This is a genomic window from Serratia sp. 2880STDY5682894 (assembly GCF_001537385.1).
In the GTDB taxonomy this organism is placed as follows: Bacteria; Pseudomonadota; Gammaproteobacteria; order Enterobacterales; family Enterobacteriaceae; genus Serratia; species Serratia nevei.
The window spans coordinates 43,765-65,063 of record NZ_FCJA01000006.1 but is presented as its reverse complement, the minus strand read 5'-3'; the positions used below and the strand labels follow the sequence as shown (position 1 = coordinate 65,063).

General features: G+C 62.8%; 20 protein-coding genes. 2 read left to right on the top strand and 18 right to left on the bottom strand.

All coding sequences use genetic code 11. The features are described 5' to 3' along the window. The first annotated feature begins 149 nt into the window (after positions 1-149). The gene (gene rdgC, locus AWX27_RS14700; RefSeq protein WP_004940461.1) at positions 150-1,061 is read left to right on the top strand and encodes a recombination-associated protein RdgC; all 912 of its coding nucleotides are present in this window, start codon (positions 150-152) and stop codon (positions 1,059-1,061) included. A gap of 65 nt (positions 1,062-1,126) precedes the next feature. On the opposite strand, the gene ppnP is transcribed toward rdgC, so the two are convergent. The 14 genes from ppnP to AWX27_RS14630 all read right to left on the bottom strand — a co-directional run bounded on the left by ppnP (position 1,127) and on the right by AWX27_RS14630 (position 15,879). Further along, on the bottom strand, positions 1,127-1,417 hold the full coding sequence (gene ppnP / locus AWX27_RS14695; RefSeq protein WP_004940463.1) for a pyrimidine/purine nucleoside phosphorylase: 291 nt from the start codon (positions 1,415-1,417) through the stop codon (positions 1,127-1,129). 211 nt (positions 1,418-1,628) lie between these two features. Further along, complete coding sequence (locus AWX27_RS14690; RefSeq protein ID WP_060423313.1) at positions 1,629-2,306, bottom strand: AroM family protein; 678 nt, start codon at positions 2,304-2,306, stop codon at positions 1,629-1,631. A gap of 4 nt (positions 2,307-2,310) precedes the next feature. Beyond that, positions 2,311-3,240 (bottom strand): DUF1177 domain-containing protein, encoded by a 930-nt coding sequence (locus tag AWX27_RS14685; protein WP_060423310.1) that lies wholly within the window; start codon positions 3,238-3,240, stop codon positions 2,311-2,313. A gap of 34 nt (positions 3,241-3,274) precedes the next feature. Further along, on the bottom strand, positions 3,275-4,831 hold the full coding sequence (locus AWX27_RS14680; RefSeq protein WP_060423307.1) for an OPT/YSL family transporter: 1,557 nt from the start codon (positions 4,829-4,831) through the stop codon (positions 3,275-3,277). A 219-nt stretch (positions 4,832-5,050) separates the two neighbouring features. Then, on the bottom strand, positions 5,051-5,824 hold the full coding sequence (locus AWX27_RS14675) for an IclR family transcriptional regulator (protein WP_060423304.1): 774 nt from the start codon (positions 5,822-5,824) through the stop codon (positions 5,051-5,053). 253 nt (positions 5,825-6,077) lie between these two features. Next, positions 6,078-6,869, bottom strand: a complete 792-nt coding sequence (locus tag AWX27_RS14670; protein WP_060423301.1) for an energy transducer TonB — start codon at positions 6,867-6,869, stop codon at positions 6,078-6,080. 2 nt (positions 6,870-6,871) lie between these two features. After that, positions 6,872-8,203 (bottom strand): HlyD family type I secretion periplasmic adaptor subunit, encoded by a 1,332-nt coding sequence (locus AWX27_RS14665; RefSeq protein WP_060423298.1) that lies wholly within the window; start codon positions 8,201-8,203, stop codon positions 6,872-6,874. After that, positions 8,200-9,978, bottom strand: a complete 1,779-nt coding sequence (locus AWX27_RS14660; protein ID WP_060423294.1) for a type I secretion system permease/ATPase — start codon at positions 9,976-9,978, stop codon at positions 8,200-8,202. The genes AWX27_RS14665 and AWX27_RS14660 overlap by 4 nt, the downstream gene beginning before the upstream one ends. Positions 9,979-10,050: 72 nt before the next feature. Continuing rightward, the gene (locus tag AWX27_RS14655) at positions 10,051-10,617 is read right to left on the bottom strand and encodes a heme acquisition protein HasA (RefSeq protein WP_033642038.1); all 567 of its coding nucleotides are present in this window, start codon (positions 10,615-10,617) and stop codon (positions 10,051-10,053) included. A gap of 78 nt (positions 10,618-10,695) precedes the next feature. Next, positions 10,696-13,395, bottom strand: a complete 2,700-nt coding sequence (locus AWX27_RS14650) for a TonB-dependent receptor (protein ID WP_060423291.1) — start codon at positions 13,393-13,395, stop codon at positions 10,696-10,698. Between the two features lie 156 nt (positions 13,396-13,551). Beyond that, positions 13,552-14,505, bottom strand: coding sequence for a FecR family protein (locus AWX27_RS14645; RefSeq protein ID WP_060423288.1), 954 nt, complete (start codon positions 14,503-14,505; stop codon positions 13,552-13,554). 76 nt (positions 14,506-14,581) lie between these two features. Beyond that, positions 14,582-15,082 (bottom strand): RNA polymerase sigma factor, encoded by a 501-nt coding sequence (locus tag AWX27_RS14640; RefSeq protein WP_060423284.1) that lies wholly within the window; start codon positions 15,080-15,082, stop codon positions 14,582-14,584. Positions 15,083-15,226: 144 nt separating this feature from the next. Next, positions 15,227-15,427, bottom strand: coding sequence for a YaiA family protein (locus AWX27_RS14635; RefSeq protein ID WP_046688340.1), 201 nt, complete (start codon positions 15,425-15,427; stop codon positions 15,227-15,229). A gap of 47 nt (positions 15,428-15,474) precedes the next feature. After that, positions 15,475-15,879 (bottom strand): hypothetical protein, encoded by a 405-nt coding sequence (locus AWX27_RS14630; RefSeq protein WP_060423281.1) that lies wholly within the window; start codon positions 15,877-15,879, stop codon positions 15,475-15,477. Positions 15,880-15,975: 96 nt separating this feature from the next. On the opposite strand from AWX27_RS14630, the gene AWX27_RS14625 reads away from it, so the two are divergent. Continuing rightward, positions 15,976-16,719 carry a helix-turn-helix domain-containing protein gene (locus tag AWX27_RS14625; protein ID WP_060423278.1) on the top strand — a complete coding sequence of 248 codons (744 nt, stop codon included), beginning with the start codon at positions 15,976-15,978 and terminating at the stop codon, positions 16,717-16,719. 36 nt (positions 16,720-16,755) lie between these two features. Here AWX27_RS14625 and aroL read toward each other — a convergent pair whose 3' ends face one another. From aroL to AWX27_RS14605, 4 genes are all read right to left on the bottom strand, one after another. Then, complete coding sequence (aroL, locus tag AWX27_RS14620; protein WP_060423273.1) at positions 16,756-17,280, bottom strand: shikimate kinase AroL; 525 nt, start codon at positions 17,278-17,280, stop codon at positions 16,756-16,758. A gap of 109 nt (positions 17,281-17,389) precedes the next feature. Then, a complete protein-coding gene (locus tag AWX27_RS14615) occupies positions 17,390-17,908 on the bottom strand; it encodes a GNAT family N-acetyltransferase (protein WP_060423270.1) in 519 nt (172 codons plus the stop codon). 53 nt (positions 17,909-17,961) lie between these two features. After that, a complete protein-coding gene (locus AWX27_RS14610; protein ID WP_060423267.1) occupies positions 17,962-20,085 on the bottom strand; it encodes a TonB-dependent siderophore receptor in 2,124 nt (707 codons plus the stop codon). Next, a complete protein-coding gene (locus AWX27_RS14605) occupies positions 20,078-21,193 on the bottom strand; it encodes an ABC transporter substrate-binding protein (protein WP_060423264.1) in 1,116 nt (371 codons plus the stop codon). Before AWX27_RS14605 ends, AWX27_RS14610 begins: the two co-directional genes overlap by 8 nt. Positions 21,194-21,299 lie beyond the last annotated feature (106 nt).

Here is a 21,299-nt window from a genome sequence, read left to right as displayed (position 1 = left end):
TTTCCCTCTCCCCGGCCAGGCCTTTTCCGCTGCGTACGGCGACGCAATTCGGAGAGAATGGGGCGATTTTTCAGCGTCAATTCGTTATCATGCCGCCCTGCTTTTGACGAATCAGCGTGCCGAACGCACGCCCAGCCAGGGATAACATTATGCTGTGGTTTAAGAATTTGATGGTTTACCGTTTGAGCCGCGAAGTGGCGTTAAACGCGGATGAAATGGAAAAACAACTCAGCGCGTTCGCCTTCACGCCGTGCGGCAGCCAGGACATGGCGAAGACCGGCTGGGTCTCCCCGATGGGCTCGCACAGCGATGCGCTGACGCACGCGGTCAACGGCCAGATCGTCATCTGCGCGCGCAAGGAAGAGAAAATCCTGCCGTCGCCGGTCATCAAGCAAGAGCTGCAGGCCAAGATTGAGCGCCTGGAGGCGGAACAACACCGCAAACTGAAGAAAACCGAGAAAGACGCGCTGAAGGACGAAGTGCTGCACAGCCTGCTGCCGCGCGCGTTCAGCCGCTTCAATCAGACCTTCATGTGGATAGACACCGTCAACGATCTGATCATGGTCGATGCCGCCAGCGCCAAACGCGCCGAAGATACGCTGGCGCTGCTGCGCAAGAGCCTCGGCTCGCTGCCGGTGGTGCCGCTGACCATGGAAAGCCCGATCGAACTGACGCTGACCGAATGGGTGCGTTCCGGCGAGATGCCGGCCGGCTTCGCCATTCAGGATGAAGCAGAGCTGAAAGCGATTCTGGAAGAAGGCGGCGTGATCCGCTGCAAGAAACAGAATCTGATCAGCGACGAAATCGCGGTGCATATCGAAGCCGGCAAGCTGGTGACCAAACTGGCGGTGGACTGGCAGGAGCGCATTCAGCTGATGCTGTCGGACGACGGCTCGCTCAAGCGCCTGAAGTTCGCCGACACGCTGCGCGAGCAGAACGACGATATCGATCGCGATGACTTCGCTCAGCGCTTTGACGCCGACTTTATCCTGATGACCAGCGAGCTGGCGGCGTTGATCAAAAACACCATCGAAGCGCTCGGCGGCGAAGCCCAGCGTTAATCCCGCCGCAGAAACGACCAGGGCCCAGCATCCGCTGAGCCCTGCGTTCCCCTAACGAACAAAATTTATTTGCTCAGGTAGCGGCACAGATAGGCGGTCGCATCGGCCACCTGCAGGTTGAACTCGCTGTGCCCCGGCACGAAGAACTTCTCGCCCGGCGTAAACACCTGCCAGTCCGGCGCCCCCGGCAGCAGCACTTTCAGCGCCCCGGTGATCACCGTCATTTCTTCCGGTTGCGCGGTGGAGAAGGTGTATTCCCCCTCTTCCATCACGCCCACGCTGGTAAGACCGATGCTGCTACTGTCAAAACCGATAGACTTCACTTTTCCGGCAAAATACTCATTCACTTTCAGCATAGACTGGCACCCGCGTAATCATCTTGATGGAAAATCCATATTGGGGGATTGCGGTTGATCTGTCACTGGTTTTTCGCGCGAAATGCGATCGCGGCGCAGAGGAAAACGCTGCCGGGCCTCTCACCGGTAGCCAGGGCTGCTGAAGCCCTGGGCGATCCCTGGGCGCAAAGCGCCTGAGGCCGCGTCGAGCGGTGACTTATCGCTATTTGAATCAGTCGATTAACTCTGCGGCCAGCTTGGCGACCAGTACGTTCGACAGCAGCACCGGCACCGACAGACGCGCCTGCAAAAAGGCGCGATGGCGCTGGTGATAACCGATGCAATCGAGCACCACCACCTCTGCTCCCTGCCGCAGCAGTGCGCAAGCCGCCTGCTCCAGCGCGGCCTCATCTGCCAGATAGGGGCTGGCGACGGCATAGCTCGGCGGCGTCGCCAGCTGCCGCCATTTACCCGCCTGCTGCCCAACCTGTTCCGCCATCGGCACCACGATGCCGACGCGGTGTGCGCCGACGATCGCGGAGATCAACGGCGGAATAATGCGATCCGGCTCCAGCAACAGCGCCTGTTCCGCCTGCAAGCGGCCGAATTCGCCGGTACACAGCAACAGGATCACCTGGCACCCCGCCGCCTCCAGCTCGCGGATCTTCTGCTGCAACCCGCTTTCGACGCGAGCGGCACCGAGCGTCACCTGCGTGCCGTCCAACAGGCGCGACACCAGCAGCTTATCGCCCTGTTGCGGCGCATAGCGCTCGGCGATCTGCCCGGCATCCAGGCCGTCCAGCAAACCGACGTGCCTCACCCGCTCCGCCGGCAGATAAGCAGACAGCAGCGGCATGATATCGCTGCGCGGCGCCTGACCGAGGGTCAGCGTGGCGAATGAAGCCGTCATGGATCTATCTCCTTTTTTGCAGGTGGCTCAGGCTGCCGTACAGCGCCAGCAGCTGGCCGTATTCGGCGGCATCGTAGAACCGGCAGGTGCCGCGGCCGAATTCTTTGGCAACTTCCACCGCGAATTTGGCCGCCAGCGCGATGTCCGTTTCGTGGCTGGCGCCGGTGCCGCAGCCCGGCACCACCGATTCGCTGCAAATCGCCACGCCGACCACCGGCGCCGCAGTAGCGGTCGAGGGCTGCAGGATGCTGTTGAGGTGATGCACGCCGTTGCCGTAAGGGGTGATGTCCTGCGTGGTGATCGGGAAGGTCACCGCCGGGCGACCGCTGGTCATCTCCATGATGCGCAGCAGATCTTCCGCCACCCGCAGGATGTAGCCCTCTTTCACCGTCGGCGACAGCGCATAGCCTTTGTGATTGATGATGCGGTTGCCTTTGGTGGTATCGATCGACAAGATGGCGTCCGCCTCCGGCACCACTTCATTATCGTTCATCGTCACGTCATCGATCGGCGAATCCATAAAATCGACCGGATCGTGCGGCCGGGTCGGCGCGTTCGGGCAAATATGGGTGGTGACGATCACATCGCCCGGCAGCGTATCGCCCTTACGCTGCATCTCCGCCAGCTTCAGCGCGGCGGCAATGGCAGCGATCGCGCCGTCGCCGTCGGACACCAGCCCGATACGCGTCGGCCGCGCGCCGATGCCGCCCAGGCGGCCGATAATGCCCAGCGTCGACGCCACACCGCCAGCGAATTTGCCTGCGCTACCGGGGATCTCGATGCGCACGAAATCGGTGCCGCCCTTCGGCCCGTCGGCACGCAAGGTGCTGGCTCGGATCGCCGGGTAAGGCGCAAACAGATCGACGACGTCCTGACCGCTGACGAATGCGCTATCCATCAATTCAAAAACCTGCAGCGTTTGTTGCAAACTCATGGTCGTTTTACCTCACCAATGTCATCGGCAGGGGCTATTTGCCCTTGCTGGAAAAAATCGAGCTGAAGAAGTTGTAGAGCGCGTCGCCGGCGATAAACCCGGCCGCCATGATCTCCATCGGCGTGCGGCCGCGATCGCCCCAACGGCGCAGGATCGCTACGCGCAGCGCGATGCCCACCAGCACCGCCCACCCGGCCAAGGCGTTGTTGATCAGCAGGCCGGTCGCCAGCAGCACGCCGAGCTGGCGCTTAGGGCCGCCGATCAGCTGTACCACGGCGCCGGGGATCGCCCAGACCAAAAGGCTCCAGGCGATACCCGGCTGCGCACCGGCTTCGATGGTCTTCGCGTAAACGCGCGCGACCGGCGGGATCAGGTCCTGCAGGAAATAGCTGTGATAAGAGAGGTAAACCACCGGAATGGCGATGAGGAAGGCGATCAGCGCCGCAAACAGCTGAATGCGGCGCCCCAGCAGCTCCTGCCGCAGATCCTCGCCGTAGCCGCGCAGGATGAAGCCGGCTTTCAAATCAAAGCCCATGTCGGCGAAAGCCGGCCCGGTGGCGGCGGTAAAACCGGTCAGGATGCACAGCGCCAGCGGTGGGAAACCGATCAGGATACCGACGATCAGGGTGATCAACGCCACCGCGAACGCCGGAAACCAGCCGGAGTGCATGGCGGCGATACCGACGATCAGCTCATGAACGAAAGCGGCGAACGCCGCGTAAATCACGAACAGCGCCAACATCGGCAGCGACATCTCGCTAAACAGCCCGCCGACCAGAGCCAAAAACGCGGCGATGGCGATGTAGCCGACTGCGCCCAGGCCGAGCGCTTTGCTTACCGCACTGTCCGGCTGGGTATAACCGGCGCTATCGGCGCGGCGGCTACGGATCACCTGCGCAACCTGGATCAGCGCCACCAGGCCGGCGCCGACCATCACGCCGTGCGGAATAAAATGGGCGTTGATATCAAAACCGGCTACCGGCTCGGCGTAGGCCCGCAGCAATAGCCCGACGCCGAACATGCTCAGCGCCCAGATATTGCCGATAAAAGCGGTGCCGAAGGCCGCCATGGGGATCTTGAGCATTGATCCGGCGATGCCCACCCCTACGCCCACCACCAAAAGCCAGGCCTGCTTGCCGCCGCGATCGCCGGCTTTAATCGCCTCCGCGGCGGCGACGCCGGGCGGCCAGGCATTGGCGGCGGGGAACACTTTGGTATCGAACAGGCGATAAAGCAGATAGGCGTCGAGCAGCATCGCCGCCGCCACGCCGCAGAACATCGGTAAAATAAGCTGCGGTTGCCCCATCACGTAAGGCACCGCAATCGGCATCAGCAGGCAATTGGCCGCGCCGAAGGTGGCGGAGGAGATCACCGTCTGCGCCAGGTTCTGGGTGTGCACCGAGCGGTAGCGTTGGAACATTTGCAGCGGAATACGTGCCAACAGCATGGCGATCAGCGCACCGATGATCGAGGTGTTGGGCGTCACGCCCAGCGTGGTGATCAGCTGAACGCCGATGATCGCTCCCACCACCGAAAGCAGCGCCATGACCAACAGCGTGCCGGCCTCTTTTAGCGGATTATTTGATTTCATGCTTGGTTTCCCTGAATATTCCCTGCCGCGTGGCGGAAATAACGCCAGGCGATAGCTCGCCGCGGCAGTTCCATTATTTGGAACTGCCGGCGTCATAACGTGATTATTTTCTTATTTACCCTATCTATTTATCACCAATAAAATACGGTGAAATATAATTAATGAGTTCCCTGGTGTCGGCGCTCGTTAATTATGATGCAACACGATAGCTCAGGCGCGTTATTTGATCTGCTGCCAATAATCATCGCCATATTTTTCCGCCAGTTGGCGGCTGACTGCGATTAATTCAGCCAGGACTTCCGGTACAAACGGCTGCTCCTCGCCCTGCGAGGGGAAGGACAGGCACAACCCCACCGTCTCGCTGCCGTGCTTGTTCACCAGCGCGGTCGCCAGCGAACTGATGCTGTTCAGGGTTTCATTGCGCGCCAGCGACCATCCCTCACGCCTCACCTGCTGCAACTTCTGCAACAGCGCATCCAACGTTTGCGGCGCATTGGGCGAAGTCGCCCGGTAACCGCCGGCGTAACGCGCCCGAACCTGCTCGTCGCTTTCACGCGCCAGTATCGCCCGGCCGACCGAGGTTTCCGCCGCCGGTGAACGGTAACCCGCCGGAGTCACCACCTGCAAAAAGTGGCGGCCGGGGAACATGCGCATCACCATGATTTCCTGCCCTTCCAATATCGAAAGGTAGCCGGTACAGGCAGTCTGGCGGCACAGCTGCGCCATACTGGCCGCCAGGCTGTCCACCAGCGGCATCGACAGGTAGTGGCTGGATGCCGCCAGCAACAGCGCGCCGATGCGGTAACGCCGGCTATCGGGATCGCGCTCCAGCATGCCCTGATTTTCCATGGTCTGCAGCAGGCGCGATACCGTGCTTTTCGGCAACGCCAGTTGGCCCACCACGTCGCTGAATGCAATGCCCGGCTGGCCATGCATCACGCGTTGTTGAGAAAAGAGTTTTAATACCGCAGCGGCATTTTCCAGCGTTGTCATGATCCGCCTTGTTCCACTATATGGAACTCAGTTCCTGTTTTATAATTAAAAACTAGAACCCGAACTCCTCAGCGTCAAGCTGTTTATTTTTTGTCAGCCGCGAAATAAAAGGCATTCGTGCTTTTTAAATGAAAATATCGCGCAGAACGCCAACTTATCCGCGCCAAATAAAATAACGATACGCTTCGAAAATAATGAATGGCAGGACAAGCTGCTGAAAAATGAGTTTATCAGGAGGAGATATTGTCGCGGCTCAAAAACCCGCGCCGCGCAAACTGAAATCGATCGGCAACGTCAATTCCACCGTGCCGTTGACGTAAGCATCCGCCGGCGGCGTAGGCAACGGCGAAGCGCGCTTGACCAGCGCCTGGATTTCGCGATCCAGCGACGGCAGCCCGGCGCTGCTGACCAGCGTCACCGCCAGCACATGGCCCTGCCTGTCCAACGTGAAACGCACCTGCCCAACGCCCTGGCGCTTCAGCCGCAATGCGTCTTTGGGGTAACGCTTAAAGCGATTAAGGCGGCTGTTGATGCGGCTGCGCCAGCTATCCTCCCCCGCCTGCGCATAGGGCATCAGGCGGGTTTGCGGCGCGGCCGTTTTATCTGCCCGGCCCGGCGGCGGCGCGCCGACGCTTTGCTCCTGAACCTTCGGCGGCGCGATCGTTTTCTCCTGCGGCGGCGTGCGCGGCGGGAGGGTTTTCTTCACCGGCTTGGGCGGTTTTTTCTGCTTCGGCGCTACGGCGATGTTCGGCCGTACGGCTTCAGGCACCTTCACCGTCGGCAAGGGTTCCGGCGGCGCCGGCGGCTCAACCTGAGGCGGGGGCGTCCTTTCTCCCGGCGGTTGTTTTACCTCGGCCGGGGCCTGCGGTGCGGCGGCCATCACCACCATGACCGCCGGCGGCGGCACCCACGGCGGCGCGGCCTTGTCTCGCCAGGGCCAGAGCAGCGCCGCGGCCAGCAGGTGCAGCGCCAGCACCAGCACCAGGCAACGGCGCCAGGGCATAGCGGCGCCGGGCGCGGCGAAAGGCAGTGGAGAAACCGACATGCTCACTCTTCCGTCAGCGCCAGATGAAGGCGATCGGTCAGCGGTTTGAACAGGTAGTTCATCATCGAACGCTCGCCGGTGCGGATGAAGCCTTCGACCGGCATCCCCGGGCGGATCTCCAACCCGTTCAAGCGCTGCAGGCCCGCTTCGCTGACCTTGGCGCGCACGCTGTAATAGGGCGCACCGCTTTTCTCGTCGGTCAAGCGATCGGCCCCGACCAGCGTCACTTCGCCCTCAACGCGCGGCGTGGTGCTTTGGTTAAACGCCGAGAACAACAGCTCGACCGGCAACCCCACCTGCACCTTGTCGATCAGCTCGACCGGGATACGCGCCTCCACCTGCAGCCCCCGATCGCTGGGCACGATCTCCATCAGCTGCTGACCGGCGCCGATCACGCCGCCTTCGGTGAACACGCTCAGCCCCACCACGGTGCCCGCCACCGGCGCTTTCACCTGCGTATGGCCCAGATCGGCCTCCGCCTTGGCCAGGCGGTTATCCAGTTCGTCCAGCTTCATCCGCACCTCGGCCAGCTGGCTGCTGACCTCTTTCTGATACTCTTCCCGCCGCTGGATCGCCCGCAGCTTCAGCTCCAGGATCTGGCGGCCCAGACGGCCGATATTGCCCGTGTCTTCGGACGCCTGGCCGTCGATCTGCGCATACTGCCCTTCCAGATCCAGCAGCCGGTTGCGCGCCACATACCCCTGCGCCGCCAGCTTGCGCATGCCGCCCAGCTGCTCCTGCAACATGGCCTTTTGCCGCTGTTTGCTGGCGTAAGACTGCCGGATCCCCTCCAGCATCGCCTGCGATCCGGCGATGCTCTCCGCGATCGCCGCCAGCTCGCTCTGCAACGCCGCACGGCGGCTGGTGAACAGCTGCTGTTGCAACAGCATCAACGACATCACCTCCGGCTCCTCCCGCCGCGCTTGCAACAACGCGGGGAAAACGATCGCCTGCAGGCCGTCGCGCTCGGCCTGCAGCCGCGCCCGCTGCGCGGCGTTGCTCAACTGCTGGCTGCGCAGCGCATCGCGCTGGGTGCGGCTGTCGACGGTATCCATCAGCAACAGCACCTGCCCGGCGCGGACCCGATCCCCCTCATGCACCTGAATTTGCGACACCACGCCGCCGCTCGGGTGCTGTACCGCCTTGCGGTTACCGGCCACCACCACGCTGCCGGAAACCGGCACGCCCTTATCCAACGGTGCCAACAGCCCCCACAGCAGGAAGCCGCCAAATCCCAGCAGCACCAGCCAGCTGCCGAGCCGCAGATGACGCCCTTCGTCGAACTGTCGGGAAAGGGCGTCGATATCGCCGGGGATCACACTCTGATTGCTCATACTTTTCGTTCACCGCTGGCCGTTTTGGCAAAGTTGGCGTAGTTGACGTTGAAACCGCCGCTGCTGCGGCCGGCATTGGCCGGTACGGCAGCGGGCGTAAAACCAGGCAGTTTCTTCAGGATGGCGTCGCTGGGGCCGAAGTGCTGCACCTGACCGGCAGCCAGCACCAGCAATTTGTCGGTCGTCGCCAGGATCGCCGGTTTATGAGTCACCAACACGATGGTGGTGCCGCGCGCCTTCAGCGCTTCGATCGCCCGCTGCAGCGCCTCTTCCCCTTCACGATCGAGGTTGGCATTCGGTTCATCCAGCACCACCAACGCCGGAGAGCCATACAGCGCGCGCGCCAGCGCCACCCGCTGACGCTGGCCGCCGGACAGGCCGCTGCCGCTCTCGCCCAGCTCGGTTTCATACCCTTTGGGCAAATGCAGGATCAATTGGTGCACGCCGGCCAGCGCGGCGGCGGCCACCACCTTCTCGGCGTCAACCTGGCCAAAGCGGGCGATGTTTTCCGTCAGCGTACCGGCGAACAGCTGGATATCCTGCGGCAGATAGCCGATATGCGGCCCCAGCTGCTGTTTGTCCCACTGCCGAAGATCCGCGCCGTCCAGCCGCACGTCGCCGCTGAGCGGCGTCAGCGCGCCGACCAGTTGGCGCATCAGCAGCGTTTTGCCGGAGCCGGATGCGCCAATGACGCCCAGCACCTCGCCGGCCTCCAGACGAAAACTGACGCCGTGCAACACCGGTACGCTCCCCCCGGGCGCAGCGGCGGTCAGCTGATTCACGGCCAATGCGCCGCTGGGCGCCGGCAGCGGCAGGCTCGCCGCCTGCGGCGGGTTGGCGGCCAGCATCACCTCCAGCCGCTGCAGGGACTGGCGCGCCGACGACCACTGCTTCCAGGCGCCGATCAGCTGATCGATCGGCCCCAGCACCCTGCCAATCAGGATCGATCCGGCGATCATCATGCCCGGCGTAATGTCGCCGTTGACCGCCAGCAGCGCCCCGCAGCCCAACATCAGCGACTGCAGCGCCAGCCGCACGGTTTTCGACCAGGCGGTGACGGCGGCGATTTTCTCGCTGGCGCGGTTCTGCAACAGCAGGAACTGCTGATGCTGCCGTAGCCAGCGCAGGCGTAAATCGGTCAGCATCCCCATGGCGGCGATGGCCTCCGCATTGCGCAGGTTGCCGTTGGCCTGCTGCGTGGCGCTCAGCGCGACCCGACCGGCCTCCGCGAGCGGCGCCTGCGACACCCGCTGGTTGAGCCAGGCCAGCAGCACCAGCACGATCACTCCGGCGCTGGCCAACGCGCCAAGCCAGGGGTGGAGCAGAAAAACCACCAGCAGATAAACCGGGAACCAGGGGGCATCGAAAAAGGCGAACAGCGCATTGCCGGTGGCGAACTGGCGCAGGTTGGTCAGATCGTTCAGCGCCTGCCCCGCCAGCGGGTTGCCGGTTTTCAGATTGGTTTCGAAGGCGGCGTCGTAGACCCGCTGATTCAGGCGCATATCCATCTGGGCGCCGAGGCGGATCACCACCTGGCTGCGCACCCACTCCAGCAGCCCCATAAACAGGTAAAGGCCGACCACCATCAGGGTCAGCATCGCCAGCGTCATGCGGTTGCCCGACGGCAACACGCGATCGTAGACCTGCAACATGTACAGCGCCGGGGCCAGCATCAGCAGGTTGATCACCGCAGTAAACAGCGCGATGCCCCAAAATCCGCGCCGGTATGCGGCCAGCACGCTCATCACTTCTCCGCGCCTGACGGCGTTTTTCATGGCGTTTTCCATCGGCTAAAAACGAGAAAATGCCCGCCGGGGCGCGCGGCACCGGCGGGCAAACGGCCGCGATCAGGCCGCCAGCAGTTCCGGGCTGTCGGCATGCTGCACGCCCACCGCCGTCGCCGCCGCCACCTGATCGAAGGTGGAATTGACGCTCAGGCCGTAGTCGTCGAGGATGCCGTTGAGCGCGGTTTCCAGCGCGCCGGTATCGCCGGACATCAGGCCGTACACCACCTGATGCACCACGCCATCGTGGCCCTGCGCCTGCAGGCTGCTGAGGTTCAGACCGCCGAAGCTGACGTCAGGCACCTGGATGTTGTACGGCGTGGAGCCGCCGCCGTTCAGGCCGTCGCCGAACGACAGCGAATCCAGCTGGCCGTACAGGGTGTGCGCCGGGGCATTGAACAAGGTGTAGGTCAGGTTGCCGCCCGCCACGAACGAGGTAACGTTGTTGGCGGTGCTGGTCACGGCGTATTGGCTGCCGGACAGGCTGCCGCCATAGAAGCCGCCGCTGTTGGAGTCGGTGACGTTACCGTTGGTGTGGTTGATATCGCCAAATGACGACGCCCACTCGTTCAGATAGTTATGGATGCTGTAGCTGCCGAAGCTGCTGTCATAGTTGACTGAAAATGCCATTTCTCTATCTCCATTGATGAATGGCGCCCCTTGCGAGGCCGCCCTTGTGCTCAAGAATGAGCAACGCCCTTTTACTGCTTAAAAACGGTATTCCACCCCGCCCTGCACGGTGCGGCCACGCCCCAGCGTGTTGGCCAGCGTCTCGCCGTAGCTGACGACGTAGGCGCGGTTGGTCAGGTTCTCCACCGAGCCGCGCAGCGTCAGGCTGTCGGTCAGCTTGTAGCTGGCGTACAGATCGAACAGGGTATACTTCGGCCAGTCGGCCAGGTACGGGTAGTTGGACGGCACCGAGCTGTCCTGATAGCCCGGCGCGAAGCGCACGGTCACCCCGGCGTCCAGCTTGCGATCGAAAGCGCGGCCGCCCAGCGTGACCGAGCCGCGATCGCCCGGCAGATAGGCGGCCGTGCCGAACTGCGAGCCGCCGTCGCACGTGACGGCATCATTGGACGCGGCATCCGGTTCAACATAGAAGTTGCCGCGGCGCGAACCGTCGCCGTAGCGCAGACGCCCTCCCAGCCAGGCTTTGTTCGAGCAGAACTCGTTTTTGCCGATCATGTGGGTATAGGTCAGGTCGGCGTAGAACACCCCGGCGTCATAGTTGAGCTGGTACTCCAGCCCGCGGAAGCGGGTTTTCGACAGGTTGTTGACGTAAGCGGCATTGCCGATGCTCGGCTGCACCAGCCCCGGTTTATTGCGGTCTATCGCCAGGTTGATGTAGTTGTCCACTTTGGTGTCGAAGTAGGCCACCTTGGCCACCAGCCGATCGCCCTCAAACCACAGATCCGGCTGCTGCACGTTGAACCCGACCTCCCAGGCGCGCGAGCGCTCGGCCTGCAGGAACGGGTTGGGGTATTGCGTGGAGGTGCTGTGCGCGCTGCCGTTGGTCAGCGTTTCGGTGATCGCCGGCGGCCGCCAGGATTTGCCGTAGGTGGAATACAGCTCCAGCCACTCCACGCCGGGGCGCACCGCCACCGCCAGCGTCGGCGACAGTTTGCCCTGATCGCGGTCAACCGCCCAATCCTCGCGGGTGGTGGTTGAACAGCCGGTCAGACGCAGCGCTTTGCAAGGATTATCAATCGTGTAGCGTTGCCCATCCTTAGCCAAATCCGGATAGCTCAGGCCGGTCTGGCCGCGCAGGCGATAGCGGTCGTAACGCAGCCCGCCCTCCAGCGTCAGCCAGCCGTCGTAGTCGTAGGTCAGGTTGGCGAACAGGCTGGCTACCGAACGGTTGCCGGCCGGCGTCACCCCTTCCATGCCCTGACGGGAAGAGTCGCTGGTCGCTTTGTCGTAATAGAACTCCAGCCCGTAGTTGGCGCGGAAGTCATGCCCCGGCGCCAGGCTGAAGCGCGAGGTGTTTTGCGCCTGCGCGCCATAGGTACGCAGACGAGTGCGCGTCACGTAGCCGTTGTCCAGCAGCGAGCTGGTGCTGTAGGTGTCGCTGTCGTCCTGAGTATCGACGTAATACAGCTTGGCCTGAAAATCGAGCCAGTTGACGCCTTCCGGCGCCAGGCTGTAGTCGAATGCCGCATTGCGCGCCATCACGTCGCTGTAACCGGTGCGCTTCCAGCCCAGTTCATAGGGTGGGCGGGTGCCCAGGTTGGTCAAGGTGCCGGCGATCGGCGACGCGGTCTGGGTCTGCAGATAGCTCAGCTGCAGGCGCTGATTGGCGGGCAGGTTCCAGCCCACCTTGGCCAGCCGCGAGTGCATGCGGTAATTTGTGTCGGGGATTTTGTTGTTCTTGATGCTCTCGGCGTAGCGATCGTAATTGCCAGTGTCGTTATTGATGCGAATGTTGCCGATGTCGCCCTTGTTGCCGGGCCAATAGTCGCCGAGGTGGCGTTCGCTGGCGGCCAGCAGGATATCGCCGGTTTCGTTGCCCAATGCCAGTATGCCGCTGCCGATGAAGTGGGTGCCGTTATCGCCGGTGCTGGCGTGCAGCTTGCCGCCCAGCTCTTTGCCCGGCGCCAGGAAATCGCTCGCGCTGACGGTATTGAAGGTGGCTATGCCGCCGAGCGTGCCGGCGCTGCCCATGCCGCCGGAGGTGCCCTTGTCGATGGTCACGCCGGACAGCAGCTCGGAATCGATGTACATGGTGCCGTTACGCTGGCCGTGGCCGCTCTTTTGAAAATTCTGCCGCATGCCGTCGATGTTCATGTTCACCCGGCCATAGTCTTGTATGCCGCGGATGTTGACCGACAGCGCCGGATCTTGCTGGCTGACGCTGGAATAAGCCCCCGTCGTCTGCTCCAGAATATCGGCCGCGTGCCGCGCCGGGCGGTTATCCATCTGTTCGCGGCTGATGACGCTGACCGAGCGCGGTTCGTCGTAAACCCAATCGTTGGCGTTGATGCCGCCGGCGCCCAGCACCGTCAGGCTGTCCAGCGCCAGCGCGCCGCCGTCGCCGTTTGCCGCTGGCAACCGGCTCAATACGATCTGCCCCTGCGGCTGCAGGCGGAAAGCCACCGGATTGTCGCCAATCAAGCGCCGCAGGCCCTGTTCAACGCTCATGCTGCCGTTCAGCGCCGCCGCCTGCATGCCGTCGAGCTTCACCTCGTCGAAAAATACCTGCATATCGGCCTGCTCGGCGAAGCGCAACATGGCGCTCTGCAGCGGCTGCGCCGCAATGTTGAAATGCTTTTGCTGTGCGGCCTGCGCGCTGCTCGCGTCAGCCTGGGCGGCGAGCGCCACCGCCGGCTGAGTCAGCATCATCGCCGCCAGCGCGGCGCGTACCGCCGTGGCCAATCGGCCGGCCGGCGTGGTTCCCTTGTGAATAAACATGCGTGTGTGTTCCACCCGAAAGAATGCCAAACCAAGTGATAATGGAAATCAATCTCGTTTAAACATAAGGACGTTCCGGGAGGCAAAAACCCGTAAAGATTTTTTACAGAAAGTGAAAATAGCGGCGAAACGGGCATCCCGGCCCGCCTTTGCCGCTCAGTACAGCAGCGTGATGCCGGGGAGATTCAGCTGACGGGCGGAGAGTTCCTGACGAATGGCGCCGACGCCGTCGTCGAGTTTATTGAGCGCGAACACGCCGCTCACCGTGCGCGCTCTTAGCGCGGGGTTGACCGCCACGATGCGGGTTTCGCGATAGCGATTGAGCTGCGCGAGCGCCTGCGCCAGCGGTTGGCGGTCGATCACCAGCCAGCCGCGCCGCCAGGCGTCATCACCGGCCGCTTGCCGCGTCAGCCACAGCAGGCCGCTGCGGTAATGCGCCGCCTGACGTTGCGCGACCACCAGCGAGCGCTCGCCGCGCTCGAGCGTCACCCGCACACTGTGCTGATGCACGCTGACATCCACGCCCTGCTCGGTGCGCGCTACGCTGAACTCGGTGCCCAGCGCCTGCGTGACGCCATTTTCCGCCTCCACCCTGAACGGGCGACGTTCCGCCCCGCCCAGCGGCGCGACGATAAAATAGGCGGTGCCGCGCAGCAATCGCACCTTGCGCTCGTCTGCAGAATACGCCAGCGCGATCGCGCTGCCGCTGTCCAGCGCCACCCGGCTGCCGTCCGGCAGCGCAACTTCGCGCACTTCGCCGCGAACGGTTTGATAATCCGCCTGCATGCCTATCCACAGATCCGGCCCGCGATAAACGCCGAAGGAAACGGCGATCGCCACCGCCGCCGCCACCGCCCAGCGTGGCCATCGATGGCGAGAGGGCGTTTTCAGCGCCGCCACCTGCGGCTGTAAGGCCTGCCGCTGCTCTGGCGGCAGCTGCCCCAGCGTCGCCCAAAGCTGGCGCGCCTGACGCAGCGCCGCCGGATGCTGCGGATCATCGGCCAGCCAGGCGTCCAGCGCTTGCCGCCGTTCGGCGGGCAGCGCCCCTTCGGCCAGGCGTACGGCCCAGGCGGCCGCCTGCTGTCGCGCCTGCGCGGTTAGCGGTTTCATGATGACGTAGCCCCCTGTTTTTTCTGGTTATAGGTTAAGACGTCTGAGGGCGGATAAACCCGTAAAAAAATTGCCATTATTGTTCTTCCATACGCGCCATCAGCCGCTCGAGCGCGCTGGCCAGGTGTTTTTCCACCGTGCTGAGCGACACGCCCAGCTGCGCCGCCACCTGCGCCTGGGTCAGGCCATCGAGCCGGTTAAGGCGGAAAATCTGCTGCGTGCGCGACGGCATGCCCGCCAACGCCTGTTGCAACAGCTGCAGCAGTTGGCTATCGATCGCCAGTTGTTCAAGCGCCGGTTCGCCGGAGGGATACTGCGCCAGAATGTCGTCTTCTACCGCTTCGGTCTGCCGCCGCTGCTGCTGGCGCAGATGGTCGAGCATCAGGTTTTTGGCGGTTTTATACAGGTAGGCCTCAATATCGAGAATGTTACCCTGCGGGTATTGCTCGGTAAGGCGGGTAAAACTTTCCTGCGCCAAATCCGCGGCCAGCTGAGGGTCGCGCAGTTTGGCGTTCAAATAAGTTTGCAGCGGCCGCATGTGGCGCAGAAACAGCGCCTGCAACTCGGAATTGGACATCTCTTTTCCCAGAAGTGAAACACCCAATAGGGGCGATAAAAATCACATAAATGATTATCATTATCAATATTGTTCTGGGAAATATGTGCTAAGGCGGGGATAAACAGGAAACCGGCCTGACGCCGGTTTCCGCTGGGCTGCAGGTCAGAGCTCTAACGCCTCGTCCTCATAGCGATGCTTGGCGTCGAGCGCTTCCTGCTCGGTTTCATGTTCACTGAGCAGCGTATTCGGCTCAATGTCGTCGGTGCGCACTTCAAAACGGCGCAGATGCAGGCTCGGGTCGCCCCGAAACACCTCTACGACGCGGGCGCTCCGTGGATAAGCAGGTTGATCATTTTCGCGCATGCCGTTCTCCCGTGTGTTTCACACAGTAGCAAGTATAGCAGCCGCCCTCATTCCGACACGCGCGAGCCAAGATCGCGATCGCCGGGGGAGCCCGCCAACAGCTCGGTCAGTTCGTCACAGGCGCAAATGCGGCCCTCACGCACGATGAAGTGCGCCAGCACCCGCACGCGGCTGCAGGAACCATCGCACTTTTCCAGCTCGACCAGATGGTGGGTCAGCACCGCCTCGCCCTGCTCCGCCGCCGCGATCACGCTCAGCGTCATGCGGCGGGTTTGCCGCTTCAGCAGCGCCATGTGTTGCTCAAACTGCTCGAAGTTCAGCGCCTTGCCATCCACCTGCTGGCGGTAGCCCGCGCTGAAGCGGGCGGCGATCTGCGCCGGGCGATGTTCCGGGCTGGCGACGACCTGCTGCAGCGTATCGAGTACCAGATCCAGTGGGGTAAGTTGAGTCATCACGTTTCTCCGAAATAGGGTGAACGACGATCCTATCCCGGTCAGGCGATGGCATAATAACCACATCAAGACTTTCAATAACGTTAAACGGCCAACATGACGCAGATCCGCAGCCAACGCCTTCAGCATGAAAAAAAACACCTGACGCCCTGGCACCGGCACGAAGGCGGCCAGATCTATCTCTTGACGCGCGGCATGCTGGCCATGGAACTCCCGGGCCGGCAATGGGCGATCACCGGCGGTACGCTGGGCTGGCTGCCGCCGGGATGCGCCCATCAGGCGCTGGCCTGCGGCGACGTGGCAGGCTGGAGTCTGTATCTGCCGGTGGAAAGCGTGCCGGAGATGCCGCCGCAGCCGCAGCTGTTCACGGCCTCTGCGCTGTTGCAGGCCCTGGTAGAGCGCATCGCGCAGTTCCCCGCCGGCCCGCTGAGTGCGCCGCAACGGCGGCTGCTGCAGGTGCTGCTGGACGAAATGCACGCGGCAAGCCGCGCCCCTTTGCAATTGCCGCTGCCGCAGGACGCCCGGTTGCTGAACATCGCCCGGGCGCTGCTGAACGATCCCGCCAGCCTGCGCAGCCAGTGCGACTGGGCCACCTGGGCCGGGCTCAGCCCGCGCACCCTGAGCCGCCGTTTTCTGCAGGAAACCGGCATCAGCTTCGCGCTGTGGCGCCAGCAGGCGCGGGTATTGCGTTCACTGGAGGGATTATCACGCGGCGAAGCGGTCAGCGAGGTGGCCGACGCCTGTGGCTATGACAACGTCAGCGCCTATATCGCCGCCTTTCGCCGCCGCTTCGGCGTCACGCCCGGGGCGTACTTTGCGCCGGCTCGGCAAACGGAATAAGAAAACGGGCGCCCAGCGCCCGAAGAGAAGAAAGGGTTACTTCACCGTCTCACGCGGCAGCACCGCGAGAATTTGTTCCACCACCCGCTGCGGATCGGCGGCGCCGTCTATCACGTAATGCGCGGCGTCCTGATACAGCGCTTCGCGCGCCGCCAGCACCTCGAGCATCTCCTCGGCGATCGGCCTGCCGGTGAGCGTCGGGCGCTGCGCATCTTCCGGGTACTCTTCCAACCGCCGCGCCAACACGCTGGCCGGCGCGCGCAGGTAGATAACGGTGCCATGCTGACGCATAAACTGACGGTTCTCCTCCGCCAGGATCGCCCCGCCGCCGGTGGCAACTATAGTTGACGGCTTGGTCACGGTTTGCAACGCGATGGTCTCGCGGCGGCGGAACCCCAGCCAGCCCTCGCGCTCGACCATTTCCGCCACGCTCATCTGCGCCGCCTGCTGCATAAACAGATCGGTATCGACGAACTGATAGCCCAACGCCAACGCCAATGCGCTGCCTACCGTGGTCTTGCCGGCTCCGCGAGCGCCTATCATGAACAGGGTTTGTGTCATTACGGGTTGTCCCTTATGCGGTGACTTGAGTGCATTGCATACCAAAATACCGAGCGGGTGCGATGGCGTGGTGGTGGCATCATACCCTGCCCGCTCTGTATTTCAATATTTACGATAGTGTAAATTCCATGGCACAGCGACTGCCTGCGGCAAAGCCGTGCGCCAGATCCTCATCCAGATGCCGCCGCAGGGCAGCCGTGAGGCGCGCGTCGTCGAGCGGCCGGAATCCCAGCCGCCGGTAGTAAGGCGCATTCCACGGCACCTCAATGAAGGTAGTGAGCGTCAGGCGGCCGGCGCCCTGCCGTTTGGCCTCTTCCGCCACCGCGCCGATCAGGCGACGGCCGACGCCCTGCCGCTGCCAGGTGCCGGCGACCGACAATTCGGCGATGTGCCAATCTTCCCCCTGAGCCTGCACGGCGATAAAACCGGCGCACTCGCCGTTGTCGCTTTCCGCCAGCCATTCACGGCGTTCGGCAATAAACGCGGCATGCTGCTGCGGGGCCATCACCTCGCCTTCGGCGATAAAGCGCCATTCCGGCTGCTGGCGAAACAGCTGCGCCGCCGAACGTTCAACCGCCATCAGATGCACGATATCCCGCTGCTGCGCCAAACGAATCTGCAGGCTCATGGGTTCTCCTTAACGTTGGGGCGGTTATTTAAGCAAATTTCACCGCCCGTAGCTTAGAAATCGATACTGCCGCGCAGCACCACCTCACGCGGTTCCCCCACCGCCACGCGCAAATTACCGCCGCTGGACGGGTAGTAAGTTTTATCGAACAGGTTCTTCACGTTCAGCTGCCATTTCACCCGATAGCCGTTGATCGGCATAGTGTAAGCGGCGAACGCATCGGCAACGGTGTAATTATCCAGGGAGAAGCTGTTGGCAGCGTCACCCGGGCGGCGTCCTACGTAGCGCGCGCCGGCGCCAATGCGCACCTCATCGCCGCTGTACAAGCCCGGGCTGCCCAGGTTCTGGGTCAGGAACAGCGAGGCGGTGTGGCGCGCCACGTTGGTCATCTCTTTCCCCTTGTTGTCCGGATCGTCCACCACCCGCGCGTCGGTATACGCATAGGAGCCGATCAGGCTCAGCGAATCGGTGAGGTTACCGGCTACGTCCAGCTCCACGCCCTGCGAACGCACGCGCCCGGCGGTGCGCGTCACGGTTTCGCCCTCCACCAGCTCATTGACCATCACGTTGCGCTTGGTGATGTCGAACAGCGCCAGCGTGCCGGTGACGCCGTTCGGCAACGCCAGCTTGCCGCCGACTTCCCACGACTTGCCCTGCTCCGGCGGCAGCGAACCAATTTGGGTGGCGATGGAAGAGTTCGGCTTGAACGACTCGGTATAGCTGCTGTACAGCGACACATAAGGCGTCAGCTTGTACACCACCCCGGCGCGCGGCACCAGCTTGCTGTCCGAGCTGTCGGTATTGGCCTGGAACGGCCGCCCCTTGCCGGCATAGACGTCGAAAGCGTCGTAACGCAGGCCGCCCATCACCAGCCATTTATCGGTTAGCTGGATGGAATCCTGCATAAACCAACCGTAGCTGGTGAGGTTTTCCCGCTGGTCGCTGTCTTTGGCGCTGACCGCCGTCGACGGCGGCATCAGGCCGTATACCGGATGATAGATATTGAAATCGCTGTTCTTTTTGCCGCGGATCATGTCGCCGCGGAAGGTACGGTTATCTTCAAAATCGAAGCCGAACAGCATCTGGTGGTTGATGCTGCCCCAGTCCACGTCGCCATTGAGCGTCAGCTGCACCGCGTTGGCGTGGCTGACGGCGTTGGCAGTCGAGTCGGCCTGGCGGCTCAACACGCCGGTCACCGGGTTCAGCGCCGTGGCGCGCGCCTGGTTGTCGCTGTAGCTGTTGCGGCTGTAGGCGTAGGTCAGTGAGCTTTTCCAGCGCTCGTTGAGCGTCTGATCGATCTGCAGGGTAATGCTGTCCTGATCGCCGCGGGTGGCATTATAGGCTTCGTCGAAACGGCGATCGCGCGGCGTATTCACCGGTTTGCCGGTGCGCGAATCGATAATGGTGCCGCGATCGAACGGCACCAGATATTCCATATGTTCATAGGCCAAGCGCACGGTGGTGTTCTCGCCGTACCACATCAACGACGGCGCGATCACCGTCTGGCGATTGCGGCCAAAGTTGCGCCAGTAATCGGTTTCATCGTGATCGACGATCATGCGATAGGCAAACCCCGACGTGCCGAGCGGCCCGGTAACGTCGAGCTGGCCGCCGCCGCCGTTGAAGCTGCTGCCCCAGCCTTCCACGTGGGTATGCTGCTGCAGCTGGGGCTTTTTGGTGATCATGTTGATCATCCCGCCCGGCTCGCCCATGCCGTACAGCATCGAGGCCGGCCCCTTGAGCACCTCCACCCGCTCGGTGGTCGGCGTAAAGTTGCGCGCCTGTACCGAGCGCACGCCGTCGCGCAGAATGGAGCCGTCGCGGTTGTCGCCGAAGCCGCGTTTCATGACCGCGTCCTGGGTGCCGCCCAGCGTGTTGGCCTGGGTAATGCCGCTGACGTTGTACAGCGCTTCGTCCAGGCTGCTGACCGCCTGATCGGTAATCACCTGCTGCGGCACCACGTCGATCGCCTGCGGCACGTTCAGCAGGTTGGTTTCGCTGCGGGTGCCGGTGACGCTGGTCAACGGCTGATAGCTCTGCACGCCGTCGGCATCTTTGCGGCCGACCACGACCAGGCTCTCTTCCTGCGGCGCGGCTTTCTCCGCCGCCCACGTCGGCGATGTCGCGCAGGCCGCCAAAGGCAATGCGCACCACCAGCCGCGCTTGTTGTTATTCATTATCTAACTGACTCCAATAGGTCCCTGAAAAAGGTAACGGCAAAAACTGCTGATACAGCTGTTGGAAGGTCTGCTGCGGGTTAATGTCGGCGAACAGATCCGGGTAAAACGCTTTGGCGAACATCTCGACCAGCACCACGTGGTACGGGCTGAGGTAAAAGTTGTGCCAGACGCTCCAGGCGCGGTGATGCTTCACCGCCTGCAGGCTGGCCAGCATCGGCTGTGTGGCGATCAGCCGGCGGAAGCTGTCGGCGGCGTCCTGTTGGCTGACCTGCGGCCCGAGGCGCAGATCGGACAGCCGCTTGCCCTGCGGCCCGGCCATGCCGGTGGCGAGGTAAACGTCGGGATTGGCGCTCAGGATGGTTTCCGGGTTCAGCTCACCGTACACCCCTTTGACGCTGGCGTTGGCGATGTTGTCGCCGCCGGCGAAGGTCAGCAGATCGCCAAGGTTGCCATGCGCGGCGGTGGTGCAGCAGGTGTCGCGCCGCCCCAGATGCAGGTGCAGCATCACTTTGGGCTTCGGCCCCTGATAGCCCGCCAGCCGCTGCTGAATCACAGCCATATGCTGCTGATAAAACGCGATGAACTGCTCAGCGCGCTGCTGGCGATTGAGCACTTCGCCCAGCAGCCGTACGCTCGGCACGGTGTTGTTCAGCAGATCGATGCGCAGATCGACGTAGATCACCGCCACGCCGGCCTTGTTCAGCGCGGAAACCAGCAGATCGTTGTCGCCGTCTTCACGCGCGTAGCGCGCCAGGATCACCAGATCCGGCTTCAGCTGCAGCAGGCTTTCAATATTAACCTGGCGGAAATTATTGCCGCTGATAATGGGGATCGCGGCGATCTGCGGGAACTTCTGCGTATAGAGCTGCCAGCTTTGCGCATCGAACCGCGCCAGATCCGCCGGCCAGCCGACGATGCGCTGCGCCGGGTTGCCCGGCTCCAGCAGCGCCAGCGTATACAGCATGCGGCTTTCCCCCACCACGATGCGCTGCGGGTTGTCCGGCACCACGACCTGGCGGCCGGTGATATCGGTCACCGTCTTCGCCTGAGCGGAGAACACGCCGAAGCACAGGGAAAGCAGCAGTAAAATGAGGGAATTGCGCATGATTAAGCCGACACGGGGAAATAGTGTGCGCATGATAATCACTCTCATTAGCACTTGCAATCCTGCACGGCGATTGCCAAAAGAAATCCGGGAAACGGCGCCGGGC

Coding starts and splice junctions, on each gene's coding strand:
- rdgC (WP_004940461.1), top strand. CDS start 150: ATGCTGTGGTTTAAGAATTTGATGGTTTACCGTTTGAGCCGCGAAGTG.
- AWX27_RS14675 (WP_060423304.1), bottom strand. CDS start 5,824: ATGACAACGCTGGAAAATGCCGCTGCGGTATTAAAACTCTTTTCTCAA.
- ppnP (WP_004940463.1), bottom strand. CDS start 1,417: ATGCTGAAAGTGAATGAGTATTTTGCCGGAAAAGTGAAGTCTATCGGT.
- AWX27_RS14650 (WP_060423291.1), bottom strand. CDS start 13,395: ATGTTTATTCACAAGGGAACCACGCCGGCCGGCCGATTGGCCACGGCG.
- AWX27_RS14615 (WP_060423270.1), bottom strand. CDS start 17,908: ATGAGCCTGCAGATTCGTTTGGCGCAGCAGCGGGATATCGTGCATCTG.
- AWX27_RS14670 (WP_060423301.1), bottom strand. CDS start 6,869: ATGTCGGTTTCTCCACTGCCTTTCGCCGCGCCCGGCGCCGCTATGCCC.
- AWX27_RS14640 (WP_060423284.1), bottom strand. CDS start 15,082: ATGTCCAATTCCGAGTTGCAGGCGCTGTTTCTGCGCCACATGCGGCCG.
- AWX27_RS14635 (WP_046688340.1), bottom strand. CDS start 15,427: ATGCGCGAAAATGATCAACCTGCTTATCCACGGAGCGCCCGCGTCGTA.
- AWX27_RS14660 (WP_060423294.1), bottom strand. CDS start 9,978: ATGAAAAACGCCGTCAGGCGCGGAGAAGTGATGAGCGTGCTGGCCGCA.
- AWX27_RS14645 (WP_060423288.1), bottom strand. CDS start 14,505: ATGAAACCGCTAACCGCGCAGGCGCGACAGCAGGCGGCCGCCTGGGCC.
- AWX27_RS14655 (WP_033642038.1), bottom strand. CDS start 10,617: ATGGCATTTTCAGTCAACTATGACAGCAGCTTCGGCAGCTACAGCATC.
- AWX27_RS14605 (WP_060423264.1), bottom strand. CDS start 21,193: ATGCGCAATTCCCTCATTTTACTGCTGCTTTCCCTGTGCTTCGGCGTG.
- AWX27_RS14685 (WP_060423310.1), bottom strand. CDS start 3,240: ATGAGTTTGCAACAAACGCTGCAGGTTTTTGAATTGATGGATAGCGCA.
- AWX27_RS14625 (WP_060423278.1), top strand. CDS start 15,976: ATGACGCAGATCCGCAGCCAACGCCTTCAGCATGAAAAAAAACACCTG.
- AWX27_RS14630 (WP_060423281.1), bottom strand. CDS start 15,879: ATGACTCAACTTACCCCACTGGATCTGGTACTCGATACGCTGCAGCAG.
- AWX27_RS14680 (WP_060423307.1), bottom strand. CDS start 4,831: ATGAAATCAAATAATCCGCTAAAAGAGGCCGGCACGCTGTTGGTCATG.
- AWX27_RS14665 (WP_060423298.1), bottom strand. CDS start 8,203: ATGAGCAATCAGAGTGTGATCCCCGGCGATATCGACGCCCTTTCCCGA.
- aroL (WP_060423273.1), bottom strand. CDS start 17,280: ATGACACAAACCCTGTTCATGATAGGCGCTCGCGGAGCCGGCAAGACC.
- AWX27_RS14690 (WP_060423313.1), bottom strand. CDS start 2,306: ATGACGGCTTCATTCGCCACGCTGACCCTCGGTCAGGCGCCGCGCAGC.
- AWX27_RS14610 (WP_060423267.1), bottom strand. CDS start 20,085: ATGAATAACAACAAGCGCGGCTGGTGGTGCGCATTGCCTTTGGCGGCC.